The sequence below is a fragment of the Providencia sp. 6390 genome (assembly GCF_058148425.1).
Genome location: NZ_JBYVYL010000003.1, coordinates 367,274 through 385,895 on the forward strand (window position 1 = coordinate 367,274; position 18,622 = coordinate 385,895).

Below are 18,622 nucleotides of genomic sequence, written 5' to 3' on the forward strand. Positions count from 1 at the left end.
ATGATGATCAAACGCAATAACCCAAAACCACGTTTAGCAGATAGCGTTGAGTATGCAGGTTTAGTCTATCTGTCTGGCCAAGTCCCTACCGATCTGTCTGGAGATATCACAGCACAAACACAAGAAGTGCTTGCCAAGATCGATGAATTATTAGTGGCGAGTAACAGTGACAAGTCACGTATTCTTTCGGCACAAGTATGGATTAAAAATATGGAACGTGACTTTGCTGCGTTTAATGCCGTATGGGAAGCATGGATGCCTGCAGAGAATAGCCCTGCCCGCGCAGCGGTAGAGGCCAACATGGCGCGTGATCAAGTACTTGTTGAAGTTATGGTGACTGCTGCACAACAGTAATGGCTGCCATTTCTGATTAAAATAGCTAAGGTCACAATATATATTATAAAAGTGACCTTAGTTTTATTTTTCAAGTTGTGATTACTTGAAGTGTGATGATTATACTTTATTTCTTATATAAACTTGCGGTCACTGAAACATTATTACCACTACCTTCAGACTCTACTGAAGTAATAACAAAATATTCCGCTCCCTTTTCATCTGCTTTCTGTGAAATAGCTTCCACATAATTATTAACAATACCCTCATTCATAACAACATTGACAGTACCTGCAAATTTTAAATCAAGGGATTTAGTATAATTAATTTCAGTAGCAGAAAATGCCAATGGGCTTAATAAAGCTAAAGATAAAATTGCTGTTTTTAATTTATTCACTTTAAGACCACCTAGAGTTATATTGGTTAATAAGATAATAATAACCTTAGTTACTTATAAATATTCTGTCAATAGCCTATCCATCCAACATAAATACGACAAACATAAAATAAATCATTACTCATTAATAAATAAGATAATATTCATAGGTTTTATTTTTAAGCCTAATTGAATTAATTTAAAAAAAAACGACACGTCATCATAAAAAAATCAAAATAAGGTCATCCACAAAAGATAATTTAATTAAATTGAGCATGAAATGGAGAAAAACATGAAACCAACCGTTATACAATATTTATTATCACAATTAAATAAATTAGGTATTAATGATATTTTTGGTGTCGCAGGGGACTATTCATTTCCTATTAATGATGCAATTTGCGAACACGAACACATACGTTGGATTGGCAATTGTAATGAATTAAATGCTGCCTACGCTGCTGATGGTTATGCTCGAATCAAAGGAATAGCTGCACTAGCAACAACATTTGGCGTAGGAGAACTGAGCGCAATGAATGCGTTAGCGGGGTCGTATGCAGAATATTTACCGATTTTCCATTTAGTCGGTATGCCAACTAGCAAAGCACAAATGAACCAAAATCCAGTTCATCACACATTAGGTAATGGTGATTTCAATGTTTTCTACAAAATGTCTCAATCCATTAATTGTGCTCATACAATCCTCACCCCTGACAACTGTATAACTGAAGTTGAGCGCCTTATTAACTGCGCTTTGACTGAACGTCGACCTGTTTATATCGGTATACCCGCAGATTATGCAACTAGCCCAATAAAAATAGATAGACCATATTCTTTGTCTATTAATCAGCCACAAAGCAATCAGCATAGCTTAAAAAAGGCTGTTGACGCGATCCTTGCTAAATTAGAGAGCAGCAAAAAATCCGCTGTTCTTACTGGTATTCTAATTAGACGCTTTGCTGTTACAGACAAAGTGCAGTCTTTTATCGAAAAATCCAACTTACCTTATGCAACAATGATGATGGATAAAGGTGTTATTAGTGAATCCAACACCAATTACATGGGAAGCTATCATGGGTATTTAGCCAATGAACACATCAGAGCATATATTGAAAGCTGTGATTGCATACTGAATATTGGAGCTTTATTTAGTGATGTAAATACAGGCTTTTTCACTGCTTCAATTAACCCAGACAACAGAGTGGATATTATGCCTGATCATGTCAGCATTGGCTCAAAGCACTATCCACAGGTCTATATACGAGATGTGCTAAATGTCTTAGAAAAACAACTCCCAATATATCAATATCACCACCAAGCACCGACTGCTGATAAATTAGGACCGCCATCCCTTCCTAAGGATCCTGACATTTCAGCGGAATATCTTTATGCACGCTTTGAGTCAATGTTTAGAGAAGATGACCATATTTTTACCGATACTGGTACGCCAATGATGGGGCTATTATTTGCATTGCTTCCTAAGAATGCACAGTATCATAGTCAAACTTTGTGGGGATCTATCGGTTGGTCTACAGCCGCCGCCTTCGGAGCCGCATTAGCTGCACCACAGCGACGGATCATATTAATCACTGGAGAAGGGGCTCATCAGTTAACCGCTCAAGAAATATGCCAGTTTGCTCGCTTTGGTTTAAAACCTATTATTTTTATCATCAATAACGATGGCTACCTGTTTGAACGATTAATTTGCAAAGATCCTGATGTCTATTACAACGATATTGCCTACTGGAACTATGCCCAACTACCAGCAGCTCTTGGCTGCGAAGATTGGTATTGCCAGAAGGTCTCTCGTTGTGATGAATTAGATGATGCAATCCAGCAAGCAGAATTGCATGATAACGCTTCTTATATTGAAATCATTACAGGTAAATATGTCGCTCCCGAGCTGGCCCATAGACTGCGTGATTCACTTGATAAACTGTATTCCCTTTAAAGGGATAGATTTCGAATGAAGATCTGATTTTACTCAATGTGATACAGCATCACGTGGTAATTTAAAAAGGCAACGCTAGTTTCTATGTTGCCTATCGCCCTCGCAATTTACGCTAATGCATTGCCCGTCAACTGATTACACTTTATTTCTGCGAAGCTGTTCCTAAATTTTAACCAAGCATCTATGTTTGCTAATGAAATTCTACTGAGACAATATACAATACAGGCACTTTGAACCATTAATCAGGCGAATTCTGTGGTATTTTATCGGTACTAAGTAAAATATAATCAGACAAATCATACTCGTAGAACGCCATCACTTAATCAGTAATAACAGATAACGCTATGACAGATAACCAAAACTTCGAATCCCACACACCAATGATGCATGGGTGTGTTAGCGTTGAAATATAACGATATTTATTAATTTTTCAGAAAAACCTATAATTTAACCTACACTTAATTAATCCGTTGATTTATAGGTAGTTATTATTTATTTGATGTTTTTAGCATTATAACGTACAAAATTCATACCCACACCACAAGAACACGCTTATATGAATAAATACGATGTGTTTAACAGCGAAGGAAAATTTGCTGATAGTTCTGATGAAGAAGTGCTAGCTAACAAGCTAGGGCTTTCAAATATTGATGATATCAATGATGCTGAGCTTGTCCTGTTAGAAAAACTGTATCAAGTCATTTTTGAAGAACAATTTCCCACTGAGCAAATTACCGTATCACTTATTCAGCGTTGGCACCGCCAATGGTTAGGGAATGTTTACGAGTGGGCTGGTCAGTTACGTACGGTGAATATTAGCAAGGGCGGCTTTATGTTTGCCCCTGCGGGTCGAGTTGCAAAGTTACTTGCTCAATTTGAGAACGAGTTTCTAGCGAAGTACACGCCTTGCACTAATATGAGCCGAGAACAAGCCACAGAAGCTATTGCAACTGTGCATGTGGAGTTAATTCTGATACATCCGTTTAGAGAGGGGAATGGGCGATTATCGCGTTTACTCGCGGATGTGATGGCAGTACAAGCTGGTTTCCAGCCACTAGACTATGAAAATTGGACTCAACACCCCGAGCAGTATATCGCAGCAATCCACGCAGGGTTAAACCTTAACTATGAACCCATGAAATATTGGGTTAACGAAGCCTTGAAAGCGAACTAAATCGCAAGTTTCAAATGCCCAAACTTCTCACGCTTTGCTTTCATTTCTTCTTCAAGACGACGAGACTCCTGCCCAGTTTCAATCGCCGTAGAGGTTGCTACCGATCGAATGAGTTGAGTACGAGTTGGTCTTGTTACTTGAATTAATTCATTATTTTTCATGGTAGTCTCATTTCAAACTGGCGATAGTGCATTTTATCATCATTGGTTTATATGGCAACATAGATCACTTTTCTAGTTAAAAATTTTACAGCACAACGTCATTTCATTTCCGTCTGCTTTGAGCGAAGAGCGGACATTAAGGTCACAAGTACTCGCTGACCTTAAATAAGGTAAATTTATGAAATCAAAGATTCAGCAAATAACCATCTTCTTGAGAGCCATAGTTTGCTGAATATCCGAAGCATTGCTGCCACGTATCGTTCGACCATTTTGAATTGTAATCGCTAGTTACATTGAAAAACAAATTTACAAAATCAGTTGTCCTATAACGCAGGATAGATGCTATCCCTTCGTCGTCGGGGTGCTTATGTCTGCTTCCATCTGTCGATATAAGCCAATTTGTGCAATCAACAGCTTCAATTAATTTCTTTGAGATATTCCCACGACTACAGTGGTGGGGGACTTTGAAAGCATCGAGCTTTAAGGGGCGCTCACTCGATAAAACTAAAATAGCGTCAACCAAGTCTTCAGCGAACGCATCACCAGTGAGTAGAACATTTTTACCATCATATTCTAATAGTAAGACAATACTGCTCCCATTTGCAGCTTTAGTGTCTTGCAAGGGCCTTTGCTTTGCTAAAAGATTGAGGGACTGAGTATCTGGAATCTCCAATGGTAAACTTGCTCCCATAGATTCTAGATTAGATACTGAGGATTTCTTTTGTTTTTTTTGTAAGACTTTTTTTATTTCTTTGTCCCATTCCGATTTAAGCTTTTCAAGTCGTTGCATAGTTGGCCCAAGGACGGTTACCTTCATGCCTCCAGCCAGCTCAATAACTTTAAGCGGTTCTCCCTCGATTCGACAGATGGAACCTCCATCATACAAATTATTCCAGGGCTGTGTGCTCAACCATTCAGAGAGTCTTTCGGCTTGGGCTACACCTAGCCCTTCTAGAGCAGAGTTGCTTCTGTGACCATCCAGATGCATGTAACCATTAAACCAAAAGTCTTTCACTATGGCACACGGCTCTTCGCAGTCAACAAAACAACTCAATAATCCTCCAATATGATCAGCGTCGATATGTGTGACTACAACTGCTTCAAAGGTCCGCTGTTCATCGGGCAGGCCGCTAATTTTATCATTAATCTCCTTCCCTGTTTCCTCAATACCCATATCGACAAGCATCTGATAATGAGGATGCTTCTCTCCCCAGCGCACCAAAATTGCATCGCCTTCACGTGCAGGTAGCATTTGTATTGAGAACAATTTAATCTCCGGCCATACTGGTTGTTAGATACATAGACTTCCAAATTACGAGTGGCGCGGTTTGCGCTAAACGTGCGAGAGCTTCACTTCTTTTTTCATCGTATTTTGTATCTGGTAAATAACGAAGAAGATCCAATAATAATGAAAAGCACTCAGTTAAAAGAATGCGTTTTTCGCTAGCTTCACACGCAAGTTGCATTGATTCGTCTAACTTGCCAATGCGAGCGAAATATAGAGCTAATATTATTTTGGCATCAGGTAGCCAATCATGTTCTTTTGCCAAATCGATTAAATGTCTTATGCTCGACTCATCTAGTCGGCACGTCTTGTAAAGAATCAGTGCTGCAAGTGTTGCTCCTGTAGGGTCCGTGTATTTTTTTATCAAGGCTTCAAGCGCATTAGAAGCTACCTCAGCTGCATTCATGATTTGCCCACTTTTAAGCATGCACTCCAAGCCAAAAGCCATCCCTCTAGACTGCGAGATGTTTATTTCTACGTGCCCATATTTCGAATTCAAGGCCTGTTTCACATGGCAAGTAACGGATAAACGATGGCCTTGGCTAATAGGGAGACTAGCTTGAATATACGACCCGTTTTTTTCAAGTGTTATTATAGGCATCTTTTGCATTGCATCTTTATGCTGTACGATCCAATAGTTTCTAGCCGGATAAATAGTAAAGTCAGTATCTTTATCAAAGATAGTCAAACCCAGTGAATCATCCTGATTCAACTCCTCAATTTTCTTAAATTGGCTGTCATCTTCTGGAGGCGCGGGCTGATAATCAAGGTCTGGCTCTAAATTTATCTCAGTTAATTGTGATTCGAATACTTCAACGATTTGCGATGCTCTCTTTCCATCACCAAGAAATGTGCTAACTTCATATAGTCCTGGGGGGAGATTGAACTCTCTTCTTGTAGTGAGCTTCTCAACAAGAATCAGTTCACTATCTCGGATGTCGATTTTCGTACATCGTCCGCCGAAATTAAACTTAGACTTCACTTTAATACTAAGATTTATATTTTTAGTTTCGATCCCATTCATAGTGGAAGTTCCTTTATCCGACTTGGAGGCAAAAGTCTGAGATTATCGGAGTCTTTCTCATTAGTGGTTAAAGTTGTAACTTCTATCTTATAAATACCCGCAGGTATACTGTCACGAAGCGGCCATGTTGTATGATTATCATAAAGAACTCTACTGAGTTGAGACAATTTTGCACTGTAGTGGGTCCCAGGTAAGCCGTCTTTGATCTGTATTGTTAAATCTACATTTGGAGCTTTTTCGCATTCATGAAAGACTTCATCGCTAAAAATCCCTGTACATTCGATTAATTGTTTTTCATCATGACAGGCAGCTAACGATTCTACAGTTTTTCGAAGATACATCTGCAATCCGCTAGTTGACACTAGCCATGGTGAACTGCGTTCCCCATCGGAGGAAGCAGCATGACCTTCTTCAAGAGCAGACATCAAAGCCTCGCAGAAAAGGGTTAACTTTCCAGGTTTGGCAAACGCTTGCTCGCCCGATGATGCTGATAGAAATAGCGGAGAGCATGTGGCCGCACTAGAACTACTTGTCTTGACAGGTATGTTGAATTTTAGTACGCCAGCTAATTCCTCGAACTCTTTAGCATCCGGAGCTCTTTGCCTGCATATATCCACAAACCAAAACTGACTCCGCGCTACGTTAGCATACGTCATGTTTTCATGCATGGATCTAATATCTACAGCCCCCTTATATCGTTCTTCCTCATGCTCAGGATGGGCAAAATCTTTTAATAGGAGTACTGCGCCAGTATTAGTAAATTGAACGCCATGTCCTGCCACATAAACGATTGCGATATTATTCGGGTTTCTTGCTGCAGCCTGTTTAAAGTTTCTAAATGCGGTTGATACATTTTCCCTTGTTGGGATTGAATCATCTCTAAGATGATCTTTGAGGGCTACACCTACTTCGTCTTCAGTCGCTGGCGATAAAAGTACGCGTAAACTCCGAAGCGGAAAGTCTTTGCGTCGATATTTCGTCATCAGCCACGTCGCAAACTGGGAAGCAGATCTTGCGGCCGCACTTAGTTGTCTGAGGCCAGAATCTGAGCCTTGCTCACTACATTCCCCTTCACTAGAGCCCATCAGATAGTCATACGCGCTTACACCAATGATCAGCGCATGGGTTCCGGGTGAGTTTAAGCTATCATCTATAACTGCTGTCATTCGGCGAGCCACTCCTTGATTGATATTGGACTCAGTAAAGCCTTGAATTGTGAAATTTTACTTTATCTTAGTTATCAGGGCTAGCTGATATTATTCAAGTTTATCTACGGTAGGGCTATTATGGGTACATGAGGCATTTTATTTAGTAAGTGTATCTTTAAACTCTATGCTCGTCTGAATGTCCCCTAGTTTCCAGACACATTGAAGGTCTGCTTCTGGCACAGGGCTGCTTATCAGCCCTGATAGATTTATACTTCAATTGACTCAGAAATTTCCAATGCATCATCGACTTCAATGCCAAGGTAACGAACAGTGCTTTCCAGTTTTTTATGTCCTAGTAATAGCTGAATTACACGAAGGTTCTTTGTTTTCTTGTAGATCAGGTATGGCTTAGTTCTGCGCATAGAATGCGTGCTGTACAACGAATTATCAAGGCCTAGCTTTTCAATCCAACCATGAAAAATACGGTTGTATTGTCTGGTAGAGATATGTTGAGCAGAACCTACTCGGGATTGGAAAATATAGTCTGCACTATGCAAGTGAGCTATTCTTATCCATGCAGCAACTGAATCTCTAGTTCCTTTAGTCAGCTCAAATTGGACAGGACTACCAGTCTTTTGTTGTAACACTGTTGCTCTGCTGGAGACTGAACTGCCATATGCAACATCTGATACCTTCAATTTAACGAGATCACAGCCTCGAAGTTTACTATCCAAGGCTAAATTAAACAAAGCTAAGTCGCGAATTTTCCCTTCTAATTCCAGTCTAATACGGATTCCCCAGATATGAGATATTTTAAGCGGTCGTTTTTGCCCAATGATACGATTTTTATTCCACGGTGACTTAGACATAATTAAATCTCCTATGATGTAGAGATTTAATTATGATTGTTATCCAGAAAGGAGAGAGAAGCGGACATAGTAATTAGCTTGGCAAGTTCATATGAGCACATTCAATACACGAAAAGACCGCCCCCCAGTTGGAACGCCTAAATCTCATAGGCATCTACCATTATATTGGATCGGTGCTAACCCTGGACGATGGAACCGTATATTTACAACCAAACCTCGACGTGCAGATGATCGAGCAAATGAATGGCGGATACTTGCTGGATATGACCCAGATGGTCTTGTGTGGATGCCGGACCGCCGTCCAAACGTTTACTATTGGTAAATTAAGTCTGCAATCACTGTATAGTTTTTAGCTCCTATTAGGGGAAATGGACACATATCGAACTGTGGTACCTAAGACACCGAAAATAGTAGGAAAAATTTACCAAACACCTTGTGGATGTTCTTGTTATATTTGTGGTAATCAACGAATCAACCATGGCGAAAATATGCAAGGACACCATGCAAAGTTACGGCACACCGATTAATTTATATTAAGTATTCAAGAGAATTATCAGGTTAGTTTTTGACACCAATGTACCTAATCTGGTGTATCTCCAAGCTGGGGAGGATGGTACCTAGATCACTTTAGTCGCGACAACCCCCTACCATATAGGCCAAAAGCTCTATAGTAGGGGGCTACCTCAAAGGAAAGACTCAGGCAAATCTCGCCAAGTATAACTCCCATGCATAGGGCAATCATACCCGTTAGCGCTGGTGTGTGCGGCTGCCAACAGCCATTATGGGTGCCTGATGCGCTCCTCCTTAGTATACCGCATTGCTGAGTTTCGCGTCCAGTTCCTTGGCAAAATCAAAATCATTCCATTTTGTAAACCAATATTCATTTAATGAGATAATTCTTTTCACATACGTTTTATCAACACCATAACGAGAAAGTAAAGCTTTTTTAAAAGAAAAGGGGATGTATGGACAAGCAATTAGGTCCAACGTTAAATGAACCAACTCAGACTCATTTAGAAGAGTATCAATCTTCATGCTATAAATATTTTCAACATGAAGCAAAAGATGTTTTCTGACTCCATCGTATCTTTTTTTATCACTCATATAAAATAATAGAGAAGTAATGGAAAAGTAATTCAAGTTATCATCAAATGTGTAGGCATCACCATCAAAGTCAATATTAAAATACTTTAGCAAGCTTGTTTCACCTAGCCAATAGTATTTTCCGAGCTGTCTGATCAACACCAACAAATACAAAGTCTCGATAGGTGTTGTTTTATCAACTGAATATTTATCTAAAATAGAACACGAGTTATCAAATATACATTTAAACACGACGTGTTGATATTCCCCGCCTATTTTTTGATCTTTAACGAACATAATTACTTGCTGAATTATCCTGCATAATTTTATGGTACTATTCACTTTAGGGGCAACTGCATATATAAAATATGTGAAATTTATCACAGATACAACAGCATTAACTAATTGACGGTCGCCACTTTCATCTTTTGATAGTTCTTTATAATCTTTAAAAAGTGTCTTGATTTTCCTTTCAATTATAGACAATGAATAATTTAAGATATCAGAATATGTTACGCCTGATACAGAAAGTATCGATTTAAAGTCGGTAGATAAACTATTTTGATGTATGTAGACATTGCCTTTCCTTGAATCTTCCTCTAGAGTACCATTGTCAGTAATGTTATAAGATATTCTTTCAGATATCAAATTCGCTATTTTTTTCTTGGCAATAGTTATTGGCGTTATTATTGGACGAGAAAATTTCTCTTCTTTATATTTATTCAAGCTTAGCTTGTAAGTTTTTAGATTTTTCTGTGTGCTTATTCTAATTTTATTAAACACATCATCATCATTATAAAAAATGAAATAATCATCAACATAGCGGTATATTTGATAATCCCCACCAAGAACTAAACCGTCTTTATTAAGATCACCGATGATATTGTTATCCACTGACTGCATTATTATTTCTGCAAAAATTCTAGATAACTCTGGCCCAATTATTATGCCATTTGTTTCGTTGTAGTTCGACCTCTGCATTAATTGATCGAATTTAAATGGGAATGTCGACTTTGTTTTATTTAAGTGTTGTTTTGCATAACTTTTTTGCAAAACAGCCCATGAAATTGAATGGGTGTAAATTGAATCAAAACAATTAGATACATCTAATTTAGAGAGAAAATTAAAACGTTTTTCACACCTATGATGATCTTCAGATTCATAAAACTCAAAAATATTACGATATTTCTTATACACAAAAAAAGATTTTAAATTTTCATAATCCTGGCCTTCAACCTCAATACTTAAATCTTCTTTCTCAAAACTTTCAATAAGAGACTTCGAATCGATGTAAGTACAACCAGCGACCCTTTTTGCTGATCTGAGGCTAAATGGGCTAACATTAGAATAGTATGTTATTAAATCTTTATAATTTCTATAAAAATCAACACCTAATAACTGCCCCTTAGGGTGCATCAGAGACAAGTATCTGTATTCTTTATGCTTATGCGAAATTGGAAAAGTAAAGGCAATACTAGGCAGTTTAGCAGGCTCGATCTGTGTACGAATATAACTAATGCCATTATCAACTATTTCAACTGTTGCGGTGTTCTGTTCAAGACCCAACAAAAGTAGAATTAAACTATTTAAACAACAATCTTTCTTTAACCATATAAAATTCAATCCATCATGTTTTATTTGATGTTTAACAATAAAGTTGTAGAAATGTCTATTTGAAAAAATAATAGGAACTTCATATGGTAAAAAATCGGAAAGAACTACTCGCTCTATTGGGAAATTTATAGATAATGCTTTTTTAGACATGTGACCATCCCTTAGATATATCGCTAAATTCGATGAAACTAAATTTCCTGAAAATTCTATCTTCAAATCCTTTTTTAAAAGAAAACCTACTAATTCTTTTTTTAAGCTTCTGATCTTGCAATCCATTTATTTTATTCGACAAATAAGCATCCAATCCGCTTAAATCAGATAAATCAGTTATGAATCGATTGCTAAAATATATGCCAACAAAAGCTTTTGACTTACTATTATAAAGCCGAGTATTTCCGGTAAGAAATTTCATTCTAAGTAAAATATTTTTTGCCGCTCTCTTCGGTGTTTTACTAACACTCTGATTATATTCATAAAATGTTTTATCAATTCGATTCCTGATTTTTTGGACTTTATTAGAACTCATTTTTATACTACAGCCTCCAGCTGTTAGCTGAAATTTATAGCCTAGATACTCAAAGTTTTTATTAGATTGCGTAAATAAATCCAACTCTTTTGTTTTATTATTAAGCCGCAAGCCACGCTCATTTATAATGTTAGTAATATTGGGGAGATAGTCACCTATATTCCCTCCTTTATTTGGCGAGAAGATTACTATCAAATCATCTACAAATCGTTCATAATAAGTAACATCTGATAGTGTTCTTATTTTATCATCTACAACGCTCATATACAGCTCAGATAAATACGAACTTATGCCTACACCACGAGGCACTCCTTTATCTAACCCTGTCAAATCCTGATATTTTCTAATTAACTGTGTAATAACCCGACGTGGAGGAACAGATAATTTAGGTGATGAATGTAAAATATCTAATAAAGACTTATGATTTATAGATTCATAAAAATTTTCAACATCAGCCCTGATTATATACTTTGGGCTCATTTCCTTAGCCAAAGCGCTTAGGCGGCTGATAATCAGATCCCTATTATTTGATTTTATTGTGTATAAAGAACTTAAAATATACTTTATTTGCCGAGACACAAATAATGCTTCAACTGAATTTCCAATTGAATATACACTTTTATTTTTCACTTGTTGTGGCAATAATGTCAGAGGCAAAGTATACCCTTTTACACTGACATTACTTGCAATAATCTTCAACTTACTATTTACTTCATTATTATATTGTTCCTTTCTTAGTTTAATATGCGAATTAATTATATCTTTCTTTTCTTCAAATTTATCCGTGCTAATCTGACCATTTTTAAGTCTTCTTGCGAGCCAGTAAATAAAACCTTTCAGCCTTATCATTTTCTTCCTGATTTCATAAGCATCAGGAAAGTGTTCAACTTCTATAGTACCTTTATTTTTCCTATCTAGATCGTATATTCTTCTAAAGTTTTTTGCTGAAAAAGACTGGTCAATCATTTTCAATCTCCTTTATGGCCAATATTACGGACAATTTTCCTACCATGATTATCATCGTTTTTCTCCGTCAGAACGCTCCCGGTCAATCTTTGTTGCACAGAACAATCGAGTTGCCGGAATAAAGGGAGGAGTACCTCTTCTATCAGCTCATCTTCAGAGCAGGTATCGAGAAACACGGTCAGTAATGTTCTGCGTTTTTATTTCGTGAGGCGTTAAGGGCCGGTGAGGGTTATTACTTACTGAGACTGTTTTGGTGCCAATATGGCGTATATACAAAAGGTTATCGTCACCATAGAATGCCTCATAGCCTTCCCGCATTAAGGGCTTGTTCAGTTCTTCAAGTGCTTTTGATCTTCCGGGATCATCATCCATGGTATCTTCTTTTAACATTAAAGTCCTGAGTACATGGACAAACCTTTCAGGTAAAGTATGTGCCTTTGGCTGTGGCTCATTAAGAAGTTCTTCAAGCCTCAGGACCGTCCATGCCGACCGAGTTGATCCGTCATGAATAACCTCTATGTCGCAGTCCTGGAAAAATTCAGTGATGCGACTGCTTGAGTGATACAGGAATGTCGTATTATCTCCGATGAGACATTCCGCGAGAGCTCTGAGATTTCTGTCCTTAAATTTCATGTGTAATAATCTCCCCCTATTCAGTAAATAGAATTAATTGCAGGCACCCTTTGTTTGGGTAACTGTTAGCGATTCACTACTCATTACCACTAATTCACAAAAGAAACGCCTGAGGTAGTTATTAAGCGAGTATCACTGGCACAACCTTCATACAGCAAGTTTATCCGCCATCATAATGGTGTTAAAACGTCCCGGCTACGGGATTAACGCACTCGCGTGAAGCAGACTTGATCCGGCGCGCGCTTTTCATTTCCTGAGGGCAGAAAAATTAAATGAGCCTCTCCCCGTTGAACAACACTGACGGTTGTTAGCTACTTCCGCTCATGTCACAGAACTGCCACTTAATTAAGCATGATTCTGTGCGCGGAGAAAGTACAAACTAATCCCCAAAAATTAATTTAACTTCAATTTACTACTAGCAACCATACTTCAACACAATCTCCAAATACTCATGTTTCCAATCACCATCAGACAACTCATGCAAACTCACAAATCCATCATGTTCTAGCACACAAATACCGCTGTGCGAACTTACATAATCACAGACTTCACTGCCCTCTAATCCTTGAATCATGTGAGCAAGTAACGATCAAAACAATTACTTTATAGTCTTTAGTACATTAAATAGGCTAACATAGCTATACACAGTTAAACTTTTCACGAAAAAATTTGAATGAATTATCACCTCCTACTCTGTAACTTAATTTATTCTAACCCTATTTCTAACCAGTGACATAATCACTAAATCAGCCAATCACTTTTTTTCAACCCATATTATTTTTATACGTTAAGTGTCATAGCTATCTTGAGTAGTGTTGTACACCCATTTTCAGCAACTAGACGAGTTAATACATCTACAGGTAGGTTAGAGCTATCCTTTGAAGGATTCTTCTAAAAAGCTCATGCACATTCATCATATAGCTATTCTATTTTTAGTACTTCAGAATGACCAAAAAAAGTGATTGGTAGCAATAATGGTTCAGAACGTAATGTATATGAAATTATGAAAGGCCATCTGATTTTTGGGTATAGTTTCATAAATCCATAGCCTACTTATTCAAATAAATTGTTGATAGTTAAAAGTATAAAGTAGGCTATATATGATATTCCAATATCGAAGACTTCATCATCAAGCCATACCACCTCTAAATTTTGACTAATATTGATGTATATCTTATTGAAATGTCCTGTTTTATACTGCTTCCCCCATAAATAATGTAATTTGAATTGAGGAAAAAATGGATAAAGTTAGCTATTTGATTAACATTCTGGAAAAAGCAATTCCAAATTTGAATACCCAAATACTCAGTAATAATTTACCTGAGACAGAAAACCAAGATGATGTACTGGATTGGTTATATCAATCGCTTTCATCCCAGAGGTTAATGGATTATGTTGAATGGAAAGAATACTTTGGCGAGTACCCTGATATCGGCCTGCTGGATACGCTGTCTTTAACTGAATCACCGAATGATTTCATATTGGAAGAACTCAGTGAAGTAGACTGGAATACAGTCAGCGTTGATCCTTATATGCTTCCTTACGAACTGCCTTATTTGGAGCACCTCAATGCCTTTTTGACCAAAGAAGGATTACGATTAGTTGATTTAGCTAATTTCGAAAATGCGTATATTCTCTGTGTCAGAGACAACGAAGAGGTTATTAATAAGCTCAATGAGGCATTGAATGCCTTTGATATTGGGATCAATGAGCGACCTCCGATGAATAGAGAACAAGCAGAGAGTTACATTCATTCTCTTCTTGTATAATAAAACCATGCCTTATTTGTATTAAGCGAAATGTTATACAAATAAGGCGGTCAATTGACCGCCTTAGCATTAGCATTAGTTGATGTCCTTTAATTTATCCAGAATGAAGCAGTAACGGCGTCCCACAACTTTATTTTGATAACGAATAGGTACAGTACTGAATTCCTTACCGCTATCAACGAGTAGTATCCCCGCTTTTGTTAATGTCGATAATGCGTACTTACGTTGTTTCTTCTGCTCCAGATGGCGGTGAACTATATCCGGTTTAACTGCAATCACCTCAATGCCTTTTACTAAAGAAATCACTGCATCTGCTTCTTCGATTTGTTCCACAGAATAACCTTTACTATTGATTAAATTCATGGGTTGATTCGATAAAATTGTGTTAATCTCCTTGAGTAAACCTTCATTCGGCACGAGACCACACTTATTCACCCCGTTAATTGAATCCTTATAACATTTACGGATCCCCTTACCGATAACTGACTTTGTAAACGTAGAAGGTAAAATACCATATTCAATCGCAAGGCAACCCGCAGCATAAGCAACAGCGAAGCGTTTAGCCGTTCTTAATTGAATCCCCGAGCGATAATTAACCCCAGTTCTTTCCAGAAAGTACTCAATGTTTTTTTCGATATTAGCCTTGAGAATTTCTTCGTCTTCTTGCAAATCATCAATTAAACATTTCAAAAATTTAGGTTTTGCTGAACCATAATAAAGATGGCTGACCTGCTTAATTTTATCGACCAGTTTATTGGCAGATTTCATATTCGGTGGTAGATTTTCAAATACACCAAGGTCACATCCCGCATCAGCTGGCACATCAATCATACGCACACCTTCCCCATCAAGGCGCTCGATATTCCCTTGTTCAGCTAATTGTTGAAGGCTCACCTCGCCTGTACTGAAAATACTTTCACGCCATTCCGCTACCTGATTTTCATACAGAGCTGAACGTGTTTTGCCTTTACCAGCAGAGATAGTATAAACACGGTTTTGCATTGTTTTTGCGGCAACGATAGTGTCTTTATCAAGCAATTTGGACTCATCAAGTACTAAAAAACTATCATTATGTGCAACTGCAATTTCTTCTAAGCCTTTATCCGTGTTATTCCACATGACAATCACATACAGCGGATCACCAGCCAACGAGGCAATTATATAGCCGCAAGACGTTTTTCCATAACTGCTTGTTCCCCATAGATGGAACCCTCCGCCCTCCATTCCAAGAAGGTGCAAAATAAATCCAGAAAAACCACAACACATCGCCAATAAAATACGAGAACTATATAACGCGTAAGGAGCAACTTCTTTTTTCCATTCTTTCAACGTTCCTTGTTTATCTTCAACAGGTAAGTGTTTTTTTACATCAGGGTGTAAAATGAGGATATCTGCTTTCTTATCCCCTTTTCCAAGAACCTTATCATTGACACATAAATAGCGATGATGATAATAACCAGGCTTGTGACATAACGTAATATATTGTTCAATATCCTGACTTAATTCTTGATGTGCTTTTGTCCAATACTCTTTTGGAACATTGGCAGTATGTCCTATTTTTAAGAGATATTTTTTAGTATCACTCTCTTTCGCCAATATGGCAGATTCAAATAATGTATATATTGACTCTTCACTATTAGGGTATGATAATTTCATAAGGCGGTATGATAATTTTGCACCTTGAGATATTTTAGTTCGTCCTAATAAAGTAACGAATAATTCATACTCATTATTTTTTAATGATTTCTTCTTTAATTTCATCATATTACCTTTAATAAAAACTGAATTTTAGATATAATAACCCGCTCAATTTAATCGAGTGAAAATTTAATTAAACCAACAAAAAAAATAAGATTTAATCTTTAATAACTAAATGACTCCCATATTTTTTTACTTTATACATAAACGTTAATTCAGAAATACCTATCTTATCCAACATCAATAATGATTGAATATACTCTTTCTTTTTCAGTCTAAATTTTTTTGTCCTACGCTTTCTTTTCCTTACTTTAAGACCTATTTTGATCGTTTCATCATAGCTTATAGATTCAATTCGCCACCAAATTGATTTAAAATGATAGCTAATTTGTTTTTCTGGTATTTTTAAATTATTAACTAAGATTGGTCGATTAATAATTTTTTGTCTAAATACTGCATTTTGTTGACTTTTCATTTTAATGCGTAATTTATTAATTGCATCGGGTTCATTTGGCACAATAAGGTGAAAATGAGGTAACCATTTTTGAACATCTGTATGAAAATCCATTTCATATCCACCAATAACCATCGTTGAAAAGCCACAGTCGTTTAGCCATCGCCTTAAGCGCCGTTTTAGTTTATTCAAATCAAAGCCCCAAAAATCATCATTACTAATGGCATCTTGATAAAAAATCAACGTGACACTTTTCCACTCGTCCAGATTACTGCATATTGTCATGACCTCTTTAGTCATCTCCAGTCGATGCATTCTTATACACTCAGGACAAGCCGCACTATTACAAGGGTATTCTGGGTGACAATTTTCAAGCTTGTTCATTAATTTCAGACTATTCTTAGATAAATAACGCGTTAGCTTTATTATCCTCAACTCTCGTTCTTGACGTACATCTTTTACTGTTTCAAAGTTCGGTAAGGCCTTAGCGAAAGTTTCGAGCTCATCATCCAATTTACGCAAAGGTATTGGGTGCTTTCGATTCATATTGATCCTACTATTTGCTATATGGACGTTCATTTATCCACTTTTGAACTTCGTCTTCACGCCATGCGACAGACCTCGATCCCGTCACTGAAACCTGATTTGGAAAACACTTTTTCGAAATTAGACGATAAAGTGTTGCTCTGCTGATAGCACAACGCCTCAACACCTCATTAGCTTTAATCAATTTACGATGTTCCATTACTCCCCCTTTCGTTGATGACACAATCATAGCAAACTCCAAACACACAGAATTTGAGAGAAGCGGCTCCCAAAATTTACTTTATTACTCTGACTTTCCATTTAAAATAGGAGTTATAAAAAGTAAGGATCCGCTTCTCTTAAACTAACGATAAAAGCCTCCTTACAGGTCAAAAAACAACCAATTCTTTGCGGTTGAAATGTTTGATAAATGAGCGAAAATAAGGAAATTCAGTGAAAAACAACGAAAAAACCAATAATAAAATCGATAAGACTGAGATTGAAGATAAAAACGAGATAAAGCGTCGAGCTGATGCAGAAAATAAAGCTAAATTAGCGAAAAGATACGCTGAAGCAGGATTTAAGCGGGCTAAGATCTACTTAGGGAAGGACACTTATAAAAAATTAGAAGAAATTTATAAGATTCAGCAAAAAAATGATCTCAATTTTGCAGGGCGTAAAGAGATTGATTCAGTAAGCCGAGTAATAACTTATTGTATTAATACTGCTTATAACAATATGATCAAAACAAAGAATGAACCGCATATTTTACCTGCTGTAAAACCTTATAGCCAACAACTCTATGATCTATACCAAGTAGCTCAATTTTTAAAAGAGAATGGTGATAGCCCCACAGATATTCTTGAAAAAATGCGGAATAAACACTATCCAACACCTAATAGCCTAATTAAAGGCGGTGAAAGATATAAACAGGCACCATGGACGTTGGAAGAGGTTGTGGACTTATTAGATATTCAGGCTCTGAATGACGATATCAAATACCTTAATGAACTTAGCAATCGTAAAAAATGAT

The 18,622-nt window shown here is 37.1% G+C and carries 18 protein-coding genes; 6 read left to right on the forward strand and 12 right to left on the reverse strand.

Translation table 11 applies throughout. The annotated features are described in order from the left end of the window. Positions 1–354, forward strand: coding sequence for a RidA family protein (locus tag AC3Z9T_RS09005; RefSeq protein WP_490125853.1), 354 nt, complete (start codon positions 1–3; stop codon positions 352–354). A gap of 106 nt (positions 355–460) precedes the next feature. Here AC3Z9T_RS09005 and AC3Z9T_RS09010 read toward each other — a convergent pair whose 3' ends face one another. Continuing rightward, positions 461–730: a YdgH/BhsA/McbA family protein gene (locus AC3Z9T_RS09010; protein WP_490125854.1), complete on the reverse strand. Its 270-nt coding sequence runs from the start codon at positions 728–730 to the stop codon at positions 461–463. 271 nt (positions 731–1,001) lie between these two features. Here AC3Z9T_RS09010 and AC3Z9T_RS09015 point away from each other — a divergent pair, with 271 nt between their 5' ends. Both AC3Z9T_RS09015 and AC3Z9T_RS09020 read left to right on the forward strand, forming a co-directional pair. Continuing rightward, positions 1,002–2,660 (forward strand): alpha-keto acid decarboxylase family protein, encoded by a 1,659-nt coding sequence (locus tag AC3Z9T_RS09015; protein WP_490125855.1) that lies wholly within the window; start codon positions 1,002–1,004, stop codon positions 2,658–2,660. Between the two features lie 556 nt (positions 2,661–3,216). Continuing rightward, on the forward strand, positions 3,217–3,834 hold the full coding sequence (locus AC3Z9T_RS09020) for a Fic/DOC family protein (protein ID WP_490125856.1): 618 nt from the start codon (positions 3,217–3,219) through the stop codon (positions 3,832–3,834). On the opposite strand, the gene AC3Z9T_RS09025 is transcribed toward AC3Z9T_RS09020, so the two are convergent. The 5 genes from AC3Z9T_RS09025 to AC3Z9T_RS09045 all read right to left on the reverse strand — a co-directional run bounded on the left by AC3Z9T_RS09025 (position 3,831) and on the right by AC3Z9T_RS09045 (position 8,321). Then, positions 3,831–3,995 (reverse strand): hypothetical protein, encoded by a 165-nt coding sequence (locus tag AC3Z9T_RS09025; protein ID WP_004922840.1) that lies wholly within the window; start codon positions 3,993–3,995, stop codon positions 3,831–3,833. The two genes, AC3Z9T_RS09020 and AC3Z9T_RS09025, sit on opposite strands and share 4 nt — an antisense overlap. Positions 3,996–4,179: 184 nt before the next feature. Beyond that, positions 4,180–5,262: a ComEC/Rec2 family competence protein gene (locus AC3Z9T_RS09030; RefSeq protein ID WP_102137488.1), complete on the reverse strand. Its 1,083-nt coding sequence runs from the start codon at positions 5,260–5,262 to the stop codon at positions 4,180–4,182. A gap of 1 nt (position 5,263) precedes the next feature. Continuing rightward, a complete protein-coding gene (locus AC3Z9T_RS09035; protein ID WP_369516081.1) occupies positions 5,264–6,304 on the reverse strand; it encodes a hypothetical protein in 1,041 nt (346 codons plus the stop codon). Continuing rightward, positions 6,301–7,470, reverse strand: a complete 1,170-nt coding sequence (locus tag AC3Z9T_RS09040) for a caspase family protein (protein WP_102137490.1) — start codon at positions 7,468–7,470, stop codon at positions 6,301–6,303. Before AC3Z9T_RS09040 ends, AC3Z9T_RS09035 begins: the two co-directional genes overlap by 4 nt. Positions 7,471–7,718: 248 nt before the next feature. Beyond that, complete coding sequence (locus tag AC3Z9T_RS09045; RefSeq protein ID WP_349485766.1) at positions 7,719–8,321, reverse strand: tyrosine-type recombinase/integrase; 603 nt, start codon at positions 8,319–8,321, stop codon at positions 7,719–7,721. Positions 8,322–8,412: 91 nt separating this feature from the next. Between AC3Z9T_RS09045 and AC3Z9T_RS09050 the strand changes: the two genes are divergently transcribed. Further along, complete coding sequence (locus AC3Z9T_RS09050) at positions 8,413–8,643, forward strand: hypothetical protein (protein ID WP_071599661.1); 231 nt, start codon at positions 8,413–8,415, stop codon at positions 8,641–8,643. Between the two features lie 482 nt (positions 8,644–9,125). On the opposite strand, the gene drt3b is transcribed toward AC3Z9T_RS09050, so the two are convergent. The 3 genes from drt3b to AC3Z9T_RS09065 all read right to left on the reverse strand — a co-directional run bounded on the left by drt3b (position 9,126) and on the right by AC3Z9T_RS09065 (position 13,143). Next, a complete protein-coding gene (gene drt3b, locus AC3Z9T_RS09055) occupies positions 9,126–11,168 on the reverse strand; it encodes an antiviral reverse transcriptase Drt3b (RefSeq protein WP_004922849.1) in 2,043 nt (680 codons plus the stop codon). After that, positions 11,161–12,510, reverse strand: coding sequence for an antiviral reverse transcriptase Drt3a (gene drt3a / locus AC3Z9T_RS09060; RefSeq protein ID WP_004922852.1), 1,350 nt, complete (start codon positions 12,508–12,510; stop codon positions 11,161–11,163). The genes drt3b and drt3a overlap by 8 nt, the downstream gene beginning before the upstream one ends. Positions 12,511–12,663: 153 nt before the next feature. Further along, a complete protein-coding gene (locus AC3Z9T_RS09065) occupies positions 12,664–13,143 on the reverse strand; it encodes a hypothetical protein (protein ID WP_490125857.1) in 480 nt (159 codons plus the stop codon). Between the two features lie 1,238 nt (positions 13,144–14,381). Here AC3Z9T_RS09065 and AC3Z9T_RS09070 point away from each other — a divergent pair. Then, positions 14,382–14,912, forward strand: a complete 531-nt coding sequence (locus AC3Z9T_RS09070; protein ID WP_490125858.1) for a hypothetical protein — start codon at positions 14,382–14,384, stop codon at positions 14,910–14,912. A 75-nt stretch (positions 14,913–14,987) separates the two neighbouring features. Here AC3Z9T_RS09070 and AC3Z9T_RS09075 read toward each other — a convergent pair whose 3' ends face one another. From AC3Z9T_RS09075 to AC3Z9T_RS09085, 3 genes are all read right to left on the reverse strand, one after another. Next, positions 14,988–16,676: a DUF927 domain-containing protein gene (locus AC3Z9T_RS09075; RefSeq protein WP_490125859.1), complete on the reverse strand. Its 1,689-nt coding sequence runs from the start codon at positions 16,674–16,676 to the stop codon at positions 14,988–14,990. Positions 16,677–16,767: 91 nt separating this feature from the next. Beyond that, a complete protein-coding gene (locus AC3Z9T_RS09080) occupies positions 16,768–17,610 on the reverse strand; it encodes a hypothetical protein (RefSeq protein ID WP_140179235.1) in 843 nt (280 codons plus the stop codon). A 10-nt stretch (positions 17,611–17,620) separates the two neighbouring features. Further along, on the reverse strand, positions 17,621–17,839 hold the full coding sequence (locus tag AC3Z9T_RS09085) for a helix-turn-helix transcriptional regulator (RefSeq protein ID WP_336432127.1): 219 nt from the start codon (positions 17,837–17,839) through the stop codon (positions 17,621–17,623). A 203-nt stretch (positions 17,840–18,042) separates the two neighbouring features. On the opposite strand from AC3Z9T_RS09085, the gene AC3Z9T_RS09090 reads away from it, so the two are divergent. Further along, a complete protein-coding gene (locus AC3Z9T_RS09090; protein WP_336432128.1) occupies positions 18,043–18,621 on the forward strand; it encodes a hypothetical protein in 579 nt (192 codons plus the stop codon). Position 18,622 lies beyond the last annotated feature (1 nt).

Excerpts from the sequence above, each read along its gene's own strand:
- AC3Z9T_RS09065 (WP_490125857.1), bottom strand. The coding sequence starts at position 13,143 with ATGAAATTTAAGGACAGAAATCTCAGAGCTCTCGCGGAATGTCTCATC.
- AC3Z9T_RS09045 (WP_349485766.1), bottom strand. The coding sequence starts at position 8,321 with ATGTCTAAGTCACCGTGGAATAAAAATCGTATCATTGGGCAAAAACGA.
- AC3Z9T_RS09015 (WP_490125855.1), top strand. The coding sequence starts at position 1,002 with ATGAAACCAACCGTTATACAATATTTATTATCACAATTAAATAAATTA.
- AC3Z9T_RS09005 (WP_490125853.1), top strand. The coding sequence starts at position 1 with ATGATGATCAAACGCAATAACCCAAAACCACGTTTAGCAGATAGCGTT.
- AC3Z9T_RS09020 (WP_490125856.1), top strand. The coding sequence starts at position 3,217 with ATGAATAAATACGATGTGTTTAACAGCGAAGGAAAATTTGCTGATAGT.
- AC3Z9T_RS09085 (WP_336432127.1), bottom strand. The coding sequence starts at position 17,839 with ATGATTGTGTCATCAACGAAAGGGGGAGTAATGGAACATCGTAAATTG.
- drt3a (WP_004922852.1), bottom strand. The coding sequence starts at position 12,510 with ATGATTGACCAGTCTTTTTCAGCAAAAAACTTTAGAAGAATATACGAT.
- AC3Z9T_RS09050 (WP_071599661.1), top strand. The coding sequence starts at position 8,413 with ATGAGCACATTCAATACACGAAAAGACCGCCCCCCAGTTGGAACGCCT.
- AC3Z9T_RS09040 (WP_102137490.1), bottom strand. The coding sequence starts at position 7,470 with ATGACAGCAGTTATAGATGATAGCTTAAACTCACCCGGAACCCATGCG.
- AC3Z9T_RS09025 (WP_004922840.1), bottom strand. The coding sequence starts at position 3,995 with ATGAAAAATAATGAATTAATTCAAGTAACAAGACCAACTCGTACTCAA.
- AC3Z9T_RS09075 (WP_490125859.1), bottom strand. The coding sequence starts at position 16,676 with ATGATGAAATTAAAGAAGAAATCATTAAAAAATAATGAGTATGAATTA.
- AC3Z9T_RS09080 (WP_140179235.1), bottom strand. The coding sequence starts at position 17,610 with ATGAATCGAAAGCACCCAATACCTTTGCGTAAATTGGATGATGAGCTC.
- drt3b (WP_004922849.1), bottom strand. The coding sequence starts at position 11,168 with ATGTCTAAAAAAGCATTATCTATAAATTTCCCAATAGAGCGAGTAGTT.
- AC3Z9T_RS09070 (WP_490125858.1), top strand. The coding sequence starts at position 14,382 with ATGGATAAAGTTAGCTATTTGATTAACATTCTGGAAAAAGCAATTCCA.
- AC3Z9T_RS09035 (WP_369516081.1), bottom strand. The coding sequence starts at position 6,304 with ATGAATGGGATCGAAACTAAAAATATAAATCTTAGTATTAAAGTGAAG.